Source organism: Streptomyces sp. NPDC088400, from assembly GCF_044753355.1.
Taxonomy (GTDB): domain Bacteria; phylum Actinomycetota; class Actinomycetes; order Streptomycetales; family Streptomycetaceae; genus Streptomyces.
In genome coordinates this window covers 37,555-52,110 of sequence record NZ_JBIVMZ010000003.1, presented here as the reverse complement: position 1 = coordinate 52,110, position 14,556 = coordinate 37,555, and the positions used below count along the sequence as shown (strand labels likewise).

Here is a 14,556-nt window from a genome sequence, read left to right as displayed (position 1 = left end):
TCCTACCGTCTCACCCACCACTGACAATCGATCTTGGCTCCCGGACCGGATGAAGAGCCATGGGGCATGGCCGGGTCCAGCAGCTGTATGTCCTGCTGTTACATGGGCACGTTGGCTCACACTGCGACTTCCCTCGGTGATGTGAACTCTCGCGCTGTGCCCCGATGATGCTTGAGTACTCCGACTCATGTGTCTGCCCGGCCGCGCTCGTAGTCTCGCTTGCATGACCGACACCGCAGCCGCCCCGGCTCCCGCTTCCGAAAGCCGCAGGCCCGGCCGCCGTGGCATCGTTCTGTCCGCTGTGGCGATCGCGCTGACCTTTGCCGCGTTCGCCGGACTCCAGCGCCTGTGGGCGGGAGAGCCCTACCGGGAGGCGGATCCGCGTGCCGAGGTCACCCGGATCCAGGACACCGCGCGGCGGGCGCACGACCTGATGGCACTGCCGGAGGCTGCCCGCCTTGACCACGAAGAGATCGACACGGGCGACTGTTACTACCGTGGGATGGAGTACTGGGCTCACTTCGACGAGTCGCAGCCGGGGGTCAACAGTTTCCACACCGCGTGGGCGGCAGAACCCGTCACCCGAACCGACGCCCGTACTGCCCTGACCCGCCTGCGCGAGCGCCTCATCGCGGACGGTTGGAAGGTCCGGGACGACCGGAGCGGGCAGGACTTCCTGACACTCCGCCTCGAACGCCCCGGCACCGAGGACACCCTCGTAGCGGACTGGTACGGCACGCGCAGCCCCGTGCGCCTCGCCGTCTACACCGAGTGCGTACGCAAGAGACCGACTGTGAGCCCGTAGTGGAACTGGGTGAGCAGGCCGCGTATGCGGTTGGAGGTGCGGGTGCCTTCGGCCGCGAGGTCCTGGTCGAAGCCGGTCAGTACGGTCAGCTCGGCGGTGATCTCGTCGGTCAGATCCGGCGAGCGAGTGGTCGCCGCCCTGGTCCCGCCGACCGGCGTGTCCACCGTGCTCGGGCGGTGCCCGGTACGTGAGCCTGGCCGTCCAGTGGATGCCGAGCGCGCCGCCGTGCTCGCGGAGCCGGTTCGTGGGTCCCCAGGATTGGTGTCAGATCTGGCACACCGGTCCCGGTGGGGAGTCTGGGAGATAGGTTGCGTGTTCTTCTGTTGTGAGGTTACGGCCGACGGCCCGGCAGATCTTGCGTTGTGCGGCAGTAGGGCCGGGTAGTTGTACGTCCCACAACTGCACAGTTTTTCCGGCTGTGATGGCCAAAATGCGCCCGTCCGGGCTGAAAGCCGCCGAACCCGGATACGCCACTGTGTCTCCGCTGCCCGCCAGTGTGGCGCGAGTCCGTCCGGTAAGCGCATCGCGCAGCACGGTGCCGCCCCTGCCCGATGTGGCCAGGGTGCGACCTTGTACGCAGCGTGGTGCCGCGCATGAGCTCAGGCGTCGGCGAGGAGGGGGTCGTACGGGGTGCCCGTGCGGCGGCCCGCCATGAAGGAGAGGAAGTCGCCCACGAAGGCGCTCCGGCCGTAGGCGCCGTCGGTGCTGGTGAGGTCGCGGTGGAAGGCGGTGCGGAAGAGGGTTCGGTACTCGTCCGCGTCGATGCTCCCGTTGCCGTCCTTGTCGGTGGCGTCGAAGAGGACCTCGGCAACGTGGATGAGCGCGGGTCCGGCGAGGGAGGGTACGGCGGTGGCGTACTCATCGGCGCTGACGCGACCGTCGCCGTCCGTGTCGAGGGCGGCCTGGAGCTCGCGCCACCAGGCGGCGAAGGCGTCGTAGAGCCGGGTCTCCTCGGGTTCGTCCAGGTCGAGGCGGGTGGAGAGTTCGCGTGCCATGGCGGCGAGGTCAGGCCAGTCGAGGTGGCCGTCGCCGGTCTGGTCCAGCACTCGGCGGAAGAACTCCTCAGCCGAGCGTCGGTTCTCTTCTGCGCCCGCCGAAGGTGCCGGGCCGGGGCTGGTGTCGCGGCTCAGTGGCGTGAGGAGGCGGAGCAGGGCCGATGCCCGCTTCATGCGGGCGCGCAGGGCGGTTACGGTGCGGGCGCGGGGGTCGTCGCTGTCGGGCGAGAGTGAGAGGGCTTCGATGATGCTTTCGGCGTTGATCCAGCCCTCGGGCAGGAATCGGGCGAGCCCGGCGGTGAGGTAGGCGCCCTGCATGAGGGTTGGGGCGCCGGGCATCTCGGGCAGGCCGGCCCGGCGCCGGTAGGGCTCGGGGAGCGAGGCGACGGTGATCGCGCCGAGGAGCGGACCGGCGACAGCGCGGCCGGCCGCCCACAGTGTCGGCGCGTCGTCGAGCAGCGCAGGGGCGGGCAGGTGGTCGAAGAGCCGGTAGAGGATGACGCGGGCCGCCTCGGTGTTCTCCAACTCGTTTTCGACGACCCGGTCGAAGTATCGCCAGAAGTCGTTCAGGTCCTCCGGGAGTTCTGTGGCGTCGCCGTCGAGCGCGGCGAGGTACGCGCGGTACTCGGCGTACATCTGCTCCATCGTGTCCTGGTCGAGCGGCTGGCCGCTCAGCCGGCACATGGTGACGGCGCTCTCGAAGAGCGTGGCGACCACCCAGGCGCGGGTCGCGCGGTCCATCGCGTCGTAGGCGCGGCCGCGGGAGTCGGAGCCGCTCATGCGGGCGTGCAGCCGGTTGAGTCGGGCGGCCTCCCGTTCGCGTACCGCTGGGTCGGCGCCGAACATGCGCCGCATGCTGAGGAAGGTGTTGCGCAGCCGGCGCCAAGGGTGGGCGACGAAGGTGGAGTTGTCGACGAGGGCGGCGCCGATCTGCGGGTGAGCGGCCTCCAGCACGGTGGCGCGGATGATGGCCAGGGCCCAGCGCGGGTCGTCGAAGAATGCGCTGAACTGTGATTCCGGGCCGAACAGGGATGCCTCGTCGGCCGTTCCCGTGGTTTCGGTGGTCATGATGGGTCTCCGTTCGCGTGGGCGGGCACGCCGCCGAAGCGGCGGTCGCGGCGCCGGTAGGTGTGCAGACAGGCGAGGAAGTCGGGAGCCCGGAAGTCCGGCCAGAGCACCTCGGGGAAGACCCACTCGGCATAGGCGACCTGCCAGAGCATGAAGTTGGATATGCGCTGCTCACCGGAGGTACGGATGACCAGATCCACATCGGGAGTGTCGGGGAAAGGCAGGTGGTCCGCGAAGAGTTGCTCGGTCACCTCGTCGGCGGGCGTCCCGCTGCGGATCAGTGACCTCGCCGCCTCGACGATGTCCCGGCGCCCGCCATGGTCGAAGGCGACGGTCAGCGTCATCCCCCGGTTGTCGGCGGTCAGCACCGCCAAGTCGTCGAAGTCCTGGGCCAGTTCACGGGGGATGCGCGGGTCGGCGACCCCGAGGAAACGGCAGCGGATGCCGCGCGCGAGCAGCAGAGGCGCATGCTTGCGCACAACCCGGCGCACCAGACGCATCAGGAATTCGACCTCGGTGCCAGGGCGGTTCCAGTTCTCGGTGGAGAAGGCGTACAGGCTGAGCCACTCCACGCCGCTGGCCCGTGCCGCCTCGATGACGTCGATGACGGCGGTCTCCGCGGCCCGGTGACCCGCCGTACGGGGAAGCGAACGCCGTTGCGCCCAACGCCCGTTGCCGTCCATCACGCAGGCCACGTGCCGCGGCCCCGCACGCGCCGCCTCCTCGTCCCGCCGCTGCCCGCCGGGTCCGCCACCGCACTGTCGCCCGCCCGGTCCGTCCCCCGTCACCGCGCGTGCGCGCGGGACACCGTGGTCTGTCACGCCCGGCCTCGCCCTGTCCGGAGCGGCACGGTGGCCGAACCGCGCTCGGTCACGCCCACTCTGCCTCGCCGCTCCCGTCTTGCCCACGCCCCACCGGCGCGTTCCCTCCCGGGAGTCTGACAGCGCGAAAAGGTCCTGACCGGCCGAACGAGTGACCGTCACCCTTGACTTGTACGTTCGAATCCGTCCGAGTGGTAGAGCGCCGGACTCGTGCGCTTCGCGTAAACCGAAGCGCCGGGAGATGATCGGCGTATGACGGAGATCATTCTGATGTCGGATCCGAGGGTTGCCGCCGTGCCGGTGGAGGAGTGCGGAGAGCGCCTGGTGGATGTCAGGGCCGACGGCTCATTGCTGGTCGATACGCGAAAGGAAGACCAGGCGGGAACCTTCTGTTTCCTCCGCGACGGGTTTGTCGACCGTCTCGTCAAGGCTCAGGAGTCGCTGCCACGGGGGTTGCGGCTGCTCGTGGTCGAGGGATACCGGCTTCCCTCGGTCCAGCAGCGGTACTTCGTGGAGTATGCCGCCGAGCTCCGGGCAGCCCACCCGCACTGGACCTCGGCGCAGATTCGCTCAGCCGCCAGCCGGTACGTGTCACCTCCGGAGATCGCGCCGCACACCGCTGGGGCGGCCGTCGATCTGACCCTCGCCGGCGCGGACGGCCGTGAACTCGACCTGGGCACCCGGATGAACGCGAGTCCGGAGGAGAGCGACGGCGCCTGCTACACCGCCGCCGGAAACATCAGTGAGAGGGCGCGCGCCCACCGCGAGATTCTGGGTGCGGCTCTGACGGCTGTGGACCTGGTGAACTATCCGACGGAGTGGTGGCACTGGTCCTTCCAGGACCGATACTGGGCCATGACCACCGGTGCGGCAGCGGCCCGCTACGGCCCCCGGGACCTCAGCTGAGACGGGCGCCGTGTTCCTGTTTACCGAGGACGACTCCGCGGCCGGCGAAGAACCGGCCTAGGTCCTCCCACCCTGCGAACCACGGTGTTGCCACGCGTGACGGACCACGAACCGGACCGGCGCTCGCAGCCCCCGCCGAGGACGCCTTCGAGGCGCTGCTGCGCCTGCCTGCCGTACGGGAGTGGGCGCTGACCCGGCGCGGGCTCGTGCATGAGGACGCGCCCGCGCCGGAGACGTCGCTGCGCGCCTCGCTGAGCAATGACACCGGCTGAGCGCGACGGCGCAGGCTCTGGGGGTGTCGGTGACGGGAGCCCGTAAGCGGCTGATCCAGCTCCGCGTACGCGCGTCATGACCTCTGGCCGACCGTCGAGATCCTCGACCGCGGAACACCCCGAGCGGGGCAACCGCAGTGACTCCCACCCGGATCACCGCTGCGGCACTGTTGCTGCGCCTTCTGCGTGGCCTGGCGTTCAACTCGGCGGCGACGGGGCCGAGCTGAACCCGGGTGTGAGGTGGCTGGTCAGCGGTTGTAGTTCAGTTCCTGGTGCATCTGGGGTTGGTCGTCCTGGTCGTGCGTCAGGGCGTGGCGTTCGACATCGTTGAACGCCTTCGAGGCGAGGCCGATGACCTCCTTGTACGGGTTGACGCCGACTACGTTCTTGGCGGTGCCGCCGAGAAGTCCGCCTGCGGTGCCGCTGAGAAGTCCGTGGCCGGTGGCGAGGGGTTTTCCGGCCGCATCGAGGACGCTGCGCTTGAGGCCGGCCATATCGGCGTACTTGTCGGTGAACGCGGTACGGACCATCGCGACGTACGCATCGTGGATGCCAGGCCCCCACGAAGCCGTGGGCGTCGTCGCGGGAGACGTCCAGGCCCAGATTCCTCATCGCCTGGAGGATCTGGGTGCTGAAGACGCAGGCGGCGCCGGTGGTGCACTTCTGCGAGACGGGCCCCCCACTTCGCGTAGTCCCACACACCGCTCTTCTTGTGCAGTTGACGTATGGAGGCGTGGACCAGGCGGACCTTGGTGACGGTCGCGGCCAGGCTGCCGTCCCGCAGGGCGTTCTTATTGCCCATGTCGATGAACAGCCGCGAGGACTGTGAGAGCCGGCGTCCGGGGCCTTCGATCCCGCCGAGGCGGCCGGTGGTGCGCAGGGTGAATGCACCGGTGGGGGAGAGGTAGGTGCCGATCGGCCCGACGGTGCCCTGGAGTATGGATGCCTCACCGTGGTGGTGGGCGAAGAATCCTTCGGCCACCTTGACATCGGCCTCGCTCCAGTCCAGCGGCGCGACCGCCGCCTCTTGCATGTCGCCGCCGCACTGGCTGCGGTCGGCTGCGGCCCATGTGACCTGTTGAAGAACACCATCCACGTCGTGGGACACCGCCCCGAGCTGGTCGAGCCGATCTTCGCGGCGGGCCGGCGGGCCTTCGGCGGCGACTGGCCCCGCACGGCGAGCACCCTCATCGGCGTCCAGGCACTCGGACGGCCCGAATGGCTCATCGAGGTCGACGGCCTGGCCGTCATCCCCGCGAATTCCCCGCTCACTCAGCGTAGTTGGGGAACCCCAACCGGCACCGAGGAACGCAGGGGCACGACATGACAGCCGCGAAGACATGGTTCATCACCGGCGCGTCCAAGGGGTTCGGCGGGCAGTGGACCGAGGCGGCACTGGAACGGAGCGACCGGGTCGCCCGAGCCGGGCCCCCGACGCGTTCGACGACCTGATCAAGACCCACGGCGACAACCTGCTGCCGATCCAGCTGGACGCCACCGACCGCGCGGCCGTCGATGTCGCGGTACGTCAGGCCGCCGACCGCTTCGGCCGCCTCGACGTCGTGGTCAACAACGTCGGCTACGGCCTGTTCGGCATGGTCGAGGAGATCAGCGAGGAACAGGCCCGGGCGCAGATCGAGGTTGAGGCACTCCCTGCGATCGTGCGGTGGAGGACTTCGACGTTCTGCCTGACGGCTCTTCTGTCACGGTGGAGCTGGCAACCGGCCCCTCGGTGGCCGACCGCGGGGCAGGAGCCGCGCTCTATGTGGTGAGCGAGGACGTGGACGCGGTGCATCGGCGGGTGGTTGACGCTGGTGGCGAGGTCCTCGAACCGCCACACGAAACGCGGTTCGGGCCGGGTGCTGAGGCGTACGTGTGTACCGTGCGGGATCCTGAGGGCAATCTGTGGACCTTCGGCACATATTGAGGGCCGTCGACGGCGTAGGACATCGAAAACAGAGGACCCCGGCCGGTTGGGCCGGGGTCCTCCGGCGCGGCATCGGTGTGATCTGTGCGTTGTCGAGACGCTGGTGATCATGTCAAGGCCGCGAGGGTGAGTTTCCTGCCCGACGCTGTCCGCGTCGAGTCCCAGACCCTCTCCGGCCTCAGCAGGGTGTCGCGTCGGGACTGCGCGGTGGCTCTGCTGAAGCCCATGGCGCGCCCCAGCGCGCCGTGCCCGGTCGTCATCACCCCTGGAGGGGGCGCAAACGCCTGCCGCGCCAACGCGCGTGCGCACGACCCGTATGTCGTCATTACCCTTGGAAGGGTCGCAGGCGAGTGCCGTGGTGTCGTCGACCATCAGGCCGCTCCAGTGCAGCATCTCTTGCGCGATCCAGGCGAGGATGCGGCGGGTCCAGCGGGCTGTGAAGTCCGTGGTGTCCAGCCCTGCCCGCGCGCACCGCGCCTCGGCCTCGACTATCCGCTCCCGGGTCACGTCGCATGCGTACGGCATGAGGGCCCGCAGCACGCATCGGGCCTTGCCCCAGTAGGGCAGGGCCTCCCTCTCGCCGAGGTCCTTCGCACGGACCTCGGGGGCGGCTCCGGCGCGCCCGAGGTCCTTCGCACGGACCTCGGGGGCGGCTCCGGCGCGGCGAGGGGTCCCGCCGGGAAGCAGACCTCCAGTACGGCGCGGGCGAACGCGAAGTTCTCAGCGCTCTCCACGGTCTCCGGCGGGGCTCTTGACGGGCGGGCCGCCGAGCCGGTTCCGGGGTCAGCCGGCCTTGGCGGGGTTCTCGGCTCGTGTTCGGGAACTCGAGCGCAAGGCAGCGTTGCTTGTGTGCCAGGGTGCTCGCTATGAAGTCTGAGTCGGGCCGTCCGCCGCGTCACATCGATTCGGGACGGTGGCTGGCGCAGTTCACCGATCGCGTTCTGGTGGTGTGCCCGCGGTGCGGCAGCCGCGCTCTCGTGGTGCCCAGGCCGGATCTTCGGGAGGCTCGGTTTTTCAGTGAACTGATGTTCATGCCGCGCCGTCTCGTGTGCGCGACGTGCGGCGCCACCGACGAGTGGGAAGCCGAGGTGGAGGGCGCCGCGCTTGTGGGCGCGGCGCTGGGGGGCACCGAGGACCCGTTCTTCCGGCAGCCGCTGTGGCTGCAGACCCGGTGCGCCGGGCACATCCTGTGGGCGTACAACGAGAAGCACCTTGATGAGCTGGGCGACTACGTCGGCGCCGTACTGCGGGAGCGTGTCGCGTCGCCGACGATGGCGATGTTCTCGCGGCTTCCCGTGTGGATGAAGCGGGCCGACAACCGCCCCGAAGTCCTGGCAGGCCTGGGACTGTTGCGTGCTCTCGCCGAACGCTCAGCACCGGAGGACCGTTCTGATGCCGCTCATCGAAGAGACGACCGGCCGCGTTCGCGCGGGAGCACGCTCTTTCGGGGAGGCCCTTACTAGCGCCGCATCAGGCAACGTTCGCCTGTGTTGACGTGTCGTCTGGTTGCCATGCCGGCCGACACTGAGGTGTTGACCGGACTACGAGAAGACACGCCGGAGGCGTGTGCCTCACCCGCGTGGCCTAGCCGGTACACGTTGCGCATCCGAACGACGAAGGAGCGCAACGGACTTGGACGCGACATCACGTGACATGCCGTCGATCAGCCTGCCGAGATGGGGACGGGTAGCTGAGGGAGTTGGGGCGGTGCCCTGGCTGGTCTTCGATGAGGAGGGCAGCGCAGTGGAGCCGATCCGGAGGTTCCTGGTCGACCTCGGCATGCCCGTCTTCACCGACCCCGCACCCCCGCCAGGAACAGGAGAACCCGAACTTGCCTGATACGCCTGATCTCGTTCGGCTACCTCCACCTCCCCGCCAGCCCGGACGTCACTCAGATCCCGCCGGCCGCTGACCGCGTCGAGGACGTCCGCGAGCGGCTCCGTGCCCCGGCTGTCGCCCGCGACATCTTGGGGGGCGAGACTGGTGGGCTCGCATGTTGAGGTGTCGCGTATTCCTCGTTGAGGCCGTGCCTGGTGTCACCGTGTGTGGTCGCCGGAGGCGTATCGGCTCCAGGTTCCTCCGGCTTCGGTGACCAGGCGGGTGGCTGTCTTGTCGTGGTAACCGAGCGTCTTCGCGATGACGGGGCCGGGGCTTGGAGGACGAGTTGGCGGATCGCGGAGATTCTGCCGCGCTGTGGCGGGACGCCGATCTCCCGCAGGTAGGCTTGCGGACTGCCCGGAACCCTGGGGGCGGAATCGGCGATTGTGCTCCCCTGCCGTCCCCATCGCGGTCATTGACGTTCCGTCGCTGCTGGAGGCGCTGGCCGAACGCGCGGCTGCCCGCGCGGAGCGGCACCTTCACCTCGATGCTCCTGGCCCGCTCCTGCCACATCTCCGTCCCCTCCCTGGAGCGGAACGCACGCCCCGGCGTCGACGCTGTCGCCCGGCAAGTCGCCCGGCCCGACCCCGCCGCCCGACGGAAGCGCTGACGCCTCAAGATCATTACATTGCCGGGCGTGTCTGTGCCCGTCACAGCGGCATCCACCGGGCGGGTGCAGGGCTCGACGCGCCGCGAGTCGCACTGACACAGATCGTCAACTGATTGATTCTCACGGGTCTGGTCGCTGTCCCGGTCCTGCGTAGGGTTTCAAGAAGACGGCAGTGCGGCATTCGCGCACTCGATCTGCTGCAGCGCCGAGTGTTCAGGCGCACCCAGGAGAGAAGGAAACACACCCCTTATGCGCGCCCTTGTGGTCGATCACAGTGAGGCCGGACCCGTCCGGTTCGCCGATGTCGATGAGCCCGTACCGTCCGCCGGTGAGACGTTGGTGGAGATACGGCACATCGGTCTCAACTTCGGAGAGCTGAATTACGTGGACCAGTGGCCAGCCGGCGCTGTACACGGTCACGACGCGGCCGGCGTCGTGGTGCGCGCCGCATCCGACGGCTCGGGGCCGCCCGAAGGTACACGTGTCGCAGTGGGAATGGCTCCCCACGCGTGGGCGGAGCGGGTGGCAGTCAGCCCCGCCTCGCTCGGCACCGTCCCCGAGGGCGTGGACCTGGCCGACGCCGCCGCGCTGGGGATCGCCGGAGTCACCCCATTCCGGGTGCTGCGCAAGCGTTCCCTGCTGGCGCGCAACGTTCTGATCACCGGCGCCAGCGGGGGCGTGGGGCACTTCGCCGTCCAGCTGGCGGCGCTGGCGGGCGCCCGGGTGACGGCACTCGTCGGTTCGCCGGAGCGGGCCGCCGGACTCCGTGAACTCGGCGCCGACAAGGTCCTGACCGACTTGGCCGAGACCGGGGACCGGTTCGACCTCGTCCTGGACACGGTCGGCGGACCACTGGTGGCCCAGGCCTGGAGTTCCCTCGCCGAGGGCGGCACCATCCACCTGGTCGGTTACTCCTCGGGGCAGGAAACCACGTTCCCGTCAGGGACCTTGTTCGGCTTCGGCGAACCCCGCAGCATCGCCACCTACGGCGACATGACGCCGACCAGCGGGGAGCTGACGGACCTGCTGGGCCTCATGGCCGCCGGGAGGCTCTCGGCACCGGTCGGACTGCGAGGCGACTGGCAGGACGTGGACGACGCCGTCCAGGCGCTGTTCGCGCGGAAGGTGCACGGAAAGGCCGTTCTTGACGTGGCCTGACGCTGTGGATGAGGACACATGCGCCTCGCCCGCCGGTGGGCGGTTCGCCGTGGTGGACGAGAATGGACCCATGGATGTGCTGGCGGAGGTCTTGCGTGTTTCGGGGGCGCGTGGGGCGCTCGGGATCATGCTGAAGGCCGGAGGAACCTGGGGCCTGCGGCTGGACTCCTCTCCAGGAGCGGCACTGCACGTGGTGTCCCGCGGCACCATGTGGCTCCACGTCCCAGGCGGGAAACCTCTTCAGGCGCAGGCCGGAGACGCCGTCCTGGTGTCGCCGGGCACCGCACACGGGATAGCCGGCGGCGCCAGCATGACGATGGGTTCCTGCGACCGTGAGGCGGCGGCCCGGTCTTTTGGCGATGGCCGAGCCCTGCGTCTGGGCTCGGCGCCGGTACAGACGGAAGTGATCGTCCTGCACTACGAGCAGGACCCGGAGGTGCGCACACCGGTGCTTACCTCCCTCGCTCGGCCGATGCACGTCACAGCCCGGGAGAACGCGCAGCTCAGAAGGACCGTCGAACTTCTCGCTGCGGAGCTCGCACAGCCGCAGATCGGCACCACCGCCGCCATCAACAGCATCGTCGACCTTCTGCTCGTCCAGTTCGTACGCGCCTGGCTGGCCCGCCACCCGCAGGAACAGTCCGGCTCATGGCTGGGAGCGATGCGTGATCCGGTCGTGCGCGACGCTCTGGCACGTGTCCACGCCCGACCGGAACACCCCTGGACCACGGAGACCCTGGCCGCTGCGACGAGCGTCTCCCGGGCGACGCTGTCCAGGCGCTTCCGGTCCGCCCTCGGACAGACGCCGGGCGCGTACGTGACGCAGTGGCGCATCGACCTGGCGTCCGTCCGGCTCCGCGATACCGATGAGCCGGTCGAGTCGATCTCCGGCGCGGTCGGATACGGCTCTCCGCACGCTTTCAGCCGTGCCTTCAGACGTGCCCGAGGCACGGCCCCTGGCGAGTACCGTTCTCGACTTCGCAAGTGATCCGGCCTCGGGACTGGTGGGATCGCATGTTGAGGTGTCGCGTATTCCTCGTTGAGGCCGTGCCTGGTGTCACCGTGTGTGGTCGCCGGAGGCGTATCGGCTCCAGGTTCCATCGGCTTCAGTGACCAGGCGGGTGGCTGTCTTGTCGTGGTAACCGAGCGTCTTCGCGATGACGGGGCCGGAGCTTGGAGAACGAGTTGGCGGATCGCGGGGGCCCTGCCGCGCTGTGGCGGGATGCCGATCTCCCGCAGGTGGACTTGGAGACTGCCCGGATTCATCGCCTGTCCGGGCCGGCGGCCGGGGAAGAGCCACTGTGAACTTCTGCCGCTGACGTAGGGCAAGTGCTGGCAGGACTGGACGGATGCCCGCATGAGGTCAGCGAAGGGCTCCGGAAGCGGAGATGGCGGGTCTCCCAGCCGGACGGCGACGGTGAGCCGTCGTCGACAGTGAGGCGGCACGACGTCGAAGTCGAGCACCTCCCACGTCCACCTTCCCCGGGTGCTGAAGGGGGCCACTTCGTGATCAATTCCTTGGTCCGGAAAAGAGTCGTCGCCAGCGCCCTCGCCCAGCAGGACCCCGCCCCGCCGCCACCGTTGACGTCGGGATCGCTGCACCGCAGCGTCTTACTGCCGTTTTCCGGCCGTGCCCTGTGTTGGGTCCACGCGTTCGAGTTTGGTCCAGCCGGTCCAGCCTCGCTTCTTCAGCAACTCGATCAGTCGACGGGCCGGCGGCGCGGCGTCGAACGCCAAGGTGTCCATCAGTTTGACGAACGGTGGCTCGATGTCGGCATCGTCGATGTAGTCCTCGCCCTGCTCCTCCGCCATCTGCGTGATGTAGGCGGCCAGCTTGTCGGCCAGTTCCACCAGTCGTGGGTCGTCGGGGCGGTGGAGAGCCTGACCCAGGGTGAGATAGAAGTCGATGAGCTGTGAGTCGGCGATCTGCTCCCGCTTACGTGCCATCCACTCCGGGACTCGTTCGGGTGAGTGCGCGGCCAGCGGGATCCAGCCGTCGCGTTCGACCTGGACGATCCGCTCGTCGACTCCGACCGACCGCAGCCGGTCGAGAAACTTGACCACTTCCGGGGGCAGCGCCAGATTGTCCCCGGCGGCGAGCTGGGCTATCCGCTTGCGGTGCCGCTGCCGCTCCCGGATCTCTGCCCGCAGCCGCTTGTCGATGTCGGCGACCGCCGCGGCGAACTCCTCCTCGTCGGCCTGTAGCAGCTTCCGCACGCGTGCCAGCGGGACCCCGGCCTCGGCGAGGGTCCGGATCTTGATCAGCTCGACCACGGCGCCGGCGTCGTATCTCCGATAGCCGGAGTGGTCCCGCTCCGGCTCAGGCAGTAGCCCCTCGGCGTGATAGTGCCTCACCGCGCGCACCGTCACGCCGGCGTACGACGCCAGCTCGCCGATCGTCAGCACCGGGCCAGTCTCCTAGATGTTTAAGAAGTCAGCCTGCCGGCTGGGTTGGTGTGCCTCCGGATGATTTCCGTGATTTCCGGGGCGTGGGTGAAGACCAGCCGGTGGTCGGCGTCGATCCAGGACGTGGAGATGTGCGGCCGCTCGTGAACGAGCCGCTCGATGCCAGCACGCCAGAGCTGGTTGCGCCGCGGCGCACGCCCTTCGGTGCCGTCGCCGGCGATCGAGGTCGAAATGATCATGCTGATCGGGTGGTCGATCTTCCGGTACCGGTCGAGGATTCGGGACCGAACCACATCGATCTCGAGGTTCAGGTCGTGGATGTCCTGGGCGGTGAGCGACACCTGACGCGCCGTGCCTCTGGATCGCTCGGCCTCTTGCTGCGTCGCCATGTCCTCCGCCATTGCGCGGAACTCCGCCAGATCAGCGTCAGTGATGAACGGTTCGGGCAACGCGTTCGCCCCGTCGATGAGGACGAGCCCGGCGACGGTGTCAGGATGCTCGGAGACATAGTGCACGGCCAGGTCCGCGCCCAGCGAGTAGCCCACGAGCACAGGCGCCTCGGGCAGGTCGAGGCGATTTGACTCCGCCAGCACGGCGACGAGATCGCTCAGAAACCCGTTGAAGGAGTACCGGTCGGCGGCCGAGGAAAGGCCATGGCCCCGGAGGTCAAAGGTCACCACGTCGTGGTCGCGTCGAAGGAGTTCGGTCAACTCGTGAAGGTCGGCCTGTGTCGAGTTGAGTCCAGGGCACAGGAGCAGAGGCCGTCCCCGGCCACAGCGGGATACCGGGATCGTGCCGCCGTCGTGGTGGACCGTGAAGTGCCGCATCGCCCTGTCCCGTCTCTCGTCCCGCTCTCCGTCGTCGCCGGTCGGCATGTGGGTGATCGTCCGTGAGTGAAGTCTCTGGTCGACTCCGGCGACCACCTCATGGTCGCCGTACGACTTGCCCAGTCCGGCGACCTCGATCGCACTGGTTCTCGTAGTCATGCCAACCATGCTGAGAGGTTGCCCCTGCGTCAGGGTCAACCGGCGAGGCGACATGCCCTCCGCACACCCGCGGCCGCTGACCTCTGGGCGGTCAGAATGCCCACGTGGCTGAACGTGTGCGGGTCCGTGAGATCGATGACGATGAGGGACGACGGTTGCTGCGGATCGTCCGCCGGGGCACCGGGTCGGTGGTGACCTGGCGGTGGGCCCGGATGGTCCTGCTGTCCGTCCAGGGTATGAATGTGAACAAGATCGCGACGGTCACGTTCGCCAGTCCGGATCGGATCCGCGACGTACTCCACAACTTCAACGCGGACGGCTTCTCCTCGCTCTACCCGAGGCACAAGGGAGGCTGACCGAAGACCTTCAGTCAGGACCGCAGGACGACGGCCGGGTCGGGCTGATGGCCGAGTTCGTCGTCAGCCGCAGCACGCCGTGTTCGAGCGGGTGCAGCCCCGTGATCAGGCTGGTGATCGAGGTACGTGGTGTCTGTGAGTTGTCGGCGCGGGCGATGACAGCCTTGGCCCGGCGGCGCGTTCCCGGGCCAAGTGCATCTTGCTGCGGGCTGCCCACGAGTGTCAGCGGGGACGGGAGGCGGCCTCGGTTAGGGAACTACGGCGGTGGGGCCCGCCCGGGGCCCGGGGCCCCCCCCCGGTGTTGAGGAGGGGGGGGGGGGGGGCCGCGCGGGCCCGGCGCGGGGGGGCCGCCGGCAACAACAACGGGG

15 protein-coding genes and 2 pseudogenes are annotated in these 14,556 nt (G+C 68.9%); 10 read left to right on the top strand and 7 right to left on the bottom strand.

Features of this window, described 5'->3' with window-relative positions:
- Positions 1–223 precede the first annotated feature (223 nt).
- Positions 224–805 carry a hypothetical protein gene (locus tag ACIQD6_RS08365; RefSeq protein WP_401879731.1) on the top strand — a complete coding sequence of 194 codons (582 nt, stop codon included), beginning with the start codon at positions 224–226 and terminating at the stop codon, positions 803–805.
- On the opposite strand, the pseudogene ACIQD6_RS08360 reads toward ACIQD6_RS08365, so the two are convergent.
- From ACIQD6_RS08360 to uppS, 3 genes and pseudogenes are all read right to left on the bottom strand, one after another.
- A pseudogene (locus tag ACIQD6_RS08360) lies at positions 796–930 on the bottom strand (transposase); the annotation flags it as partial. The gene ACIQD6_RS08365 and the pseudogene ACIQD6_RS08360 overlap by 10 nt on opposite strands.
- Positions 931–1,404: 474 nt before the next feature.
- Positions 1,405–2,868, bottom strand: a complete 1,464-nt coding sequence (locus ACIQD6_RS08355) for an oxygenase MpaB family protein (protein WP_401879728.1) — start codon at positions 2,866–2,868, stop codon at positions 1,405–1,407.
- Positions 2,865–3,551, bottom strand: coding sequence for a polyprenyl diphosphate synthase (gene uppS, locus ACIQD6_RS08350; protein WP_401880742.1), 687 nt, complete (start codon positions 3,549–3,551; stop codon positions 2,865–2,867). Before uppS ends, ACIQD6_RS08355 begins: the two co-directional genes overlap by 4 nt.
- A gap of 390 nt (positions 3,552–3,941) precedes the next feature.
- On the opposite strand from uppS, the gene ACIQD6_RS08345 reads away from it, so the two are divergent.
- The gene (locus ACIQD6_RS08345) at positions 3,942–4,595 is read left to right on the top strand and encodes a M15 family metallopeptidase (RefSeq protein WP_401879725.1); all 654 of its coding nucleotides are present in this window, start codon (positions 3,942–3,944) and stop codon (positions 4,593–4,595) included.
- Positions 4,596–5,115: 520 nt separating this feature from the next.
- Here ACIQD6_RS08345 and ACIQD6_RS08340 read toward each other — a convergent pair.
- Complete coding sequence (locus ACIQD6_RS08340) at positions 5,116–5,397, bottom strand: hypothetical protein (RefSeq protein ID WP_401879722.1); 282 nt, start codon at positions 5,395–5,397, stop codon at positions 5,116–5,118.
- A gap of 422 nt (positions 5,398–5,819) precedes the next feature.
- Between ACIQD6_RS08340 and ACIQD6_RS08335 the strand changes: the two genes are divergently transcribed.
- The 7 genes from ACIQD6_RS08335 (at position 5,820) to ACIQD6_RS08305 (ending at position 11,428) form a co-directional block, all read left to right on the top strand.
- On the top strand, positions 5,820–6,194 hold the full coding sequence (locus ACIQD6_RS08335; protein WP_401879719.1) for a hypothetical protein: 375 nt from the start codon (positions 5,820–5,822) through the stop codon (positions 6,192–6,194).
- Between the two features lie 52 nt (positions 6,195–6,246).
- Entirely contained in the window at positions 6,247–6,639 is a 393-nt protein-coding gene (locus ACIQD6_RS08330) for an SDR family NAD(P)-dependent oxidoreductase (protein ID WP_401879716.1), read from the top strand.
- Complete coding sequence (locus ACIQD6_RS08325) at positions 6,534–6,794, top strand: VOC family protein (protein ID WP_401879714.1); 261 nt, start codon at positions 6,534–6,536, stop codon at positions 6,792–6,794. The genes ACIQD6_RS08330 and ACIQD6_RS08325 overlap by 106 nt, the downstream gene beginning before the upstream one ends.
- A 1,031-nt stretch (positions 6,795–7,825) precedes the next feature.
- Complete coding sequence (locus ACIQD6_RS08320) at positions 7,826–8,257, top strand: hypothetical protein (RefSeq protein ID WP_401879711.1); 432 nt, start codon at positions 7,826–7,828, stop codon at positions 8,255–8,257.
- A gap of 244 nt (positions 8,258–8,501) precedes the next feature.
- A complete protein-coding gene (locus ACIQD6_RS08315) occupies positions 8,502–8,633 on the top strand; it encodes a hypothetical protein (RefSeq protein ID WP_401879708.1) in 132 nt (43 codons plus the stop codon).
- Between the two features lie 898 nt (positions 8,634–9,531).
- Positions 9,532–10,440, top strand: a complete 909-nt coding sequence (locus ACIQD6_RS08310; RefSeq protein WP_401879705.1) for a zinc-binding dehydrogenase — start codon at positions 9,532–9,534, stop codon at positions 10,438–10,440.
- A gap of 70 nt (positions 10,441–10,510) precedes the next feature.
- Positions 10,511–11,428 (top strand): cupin domain-containing protein, encoded by a 918-nt coding sequence (locus ACIQD6_RS08305; protein WP_401880741.1) that lies wholly within the window; start codon positions 10,511–10,513, stop codon positions 11,426–11,428.
- 623 nt (positions 11,429–12,051) lie between these two features.
- Here the strand turns inward: ACIQD6_RS08305 and ACIQD6_RS08300 are convergent.
- Both ACIQD6_RS08300 and ACIQD6_RS08295 read right to left on the bottom strand, forming a co-directional pair.
- On the bottom strand, positions 12,052–12,846 hold the full coding sequence (locus ACIQD6_RS08300; protein WP_401879702.1) for a MerR family transcriptional regulator: 795 nt from the start codon (positions 12,844–12,846) through the stop codon (positions 12,052–12,054).
- A gap of 20 nt (positions 12,847–12,866) precedes the next feature.
- Positions 12,867–13,721, bottom strand: a complete 855-nt coding sequence (locus ACIQD6_RS08295; RefSeq protein WP_401879700.1) for an alpha/beta fold hydrolase — start codon at positions 13,719–13,721, stop codon at positions 12,867–12,869.
- Positions 13,722–13,936: 215 nt separating this feature from the next.
- On the opposite strand from ACIQD6_RS08295, the pseudogene ACIQD6_RS08290 reads away from it, so the two are divergent.
- A pseudogene (locus ACIQD6_RS08290) lies at positions 13,937–14,185 on the top strand (helix-turn-helix domain-containing protein); the annotation flags it as partial.
- Positions 14,186–14,198: 13 nt separating this feature from the next.
- Here the strand turns inward: ACIQD6_RS08290 and ACIQD6_RS08285 are convergent.
- Complete coding sequence (locus tag ACIQD6_RS08285) at positions 14,199–14,405, bottom strand: hypothetical protein (RefSeq protein WP_401879698.1); 207 nt, start codon at positions 14,403–14,405, stop codon at positions 14,199–14,201.
- Between the last annotated feature and the right edge of the window lie 151 nt (positions 14,406–14,556).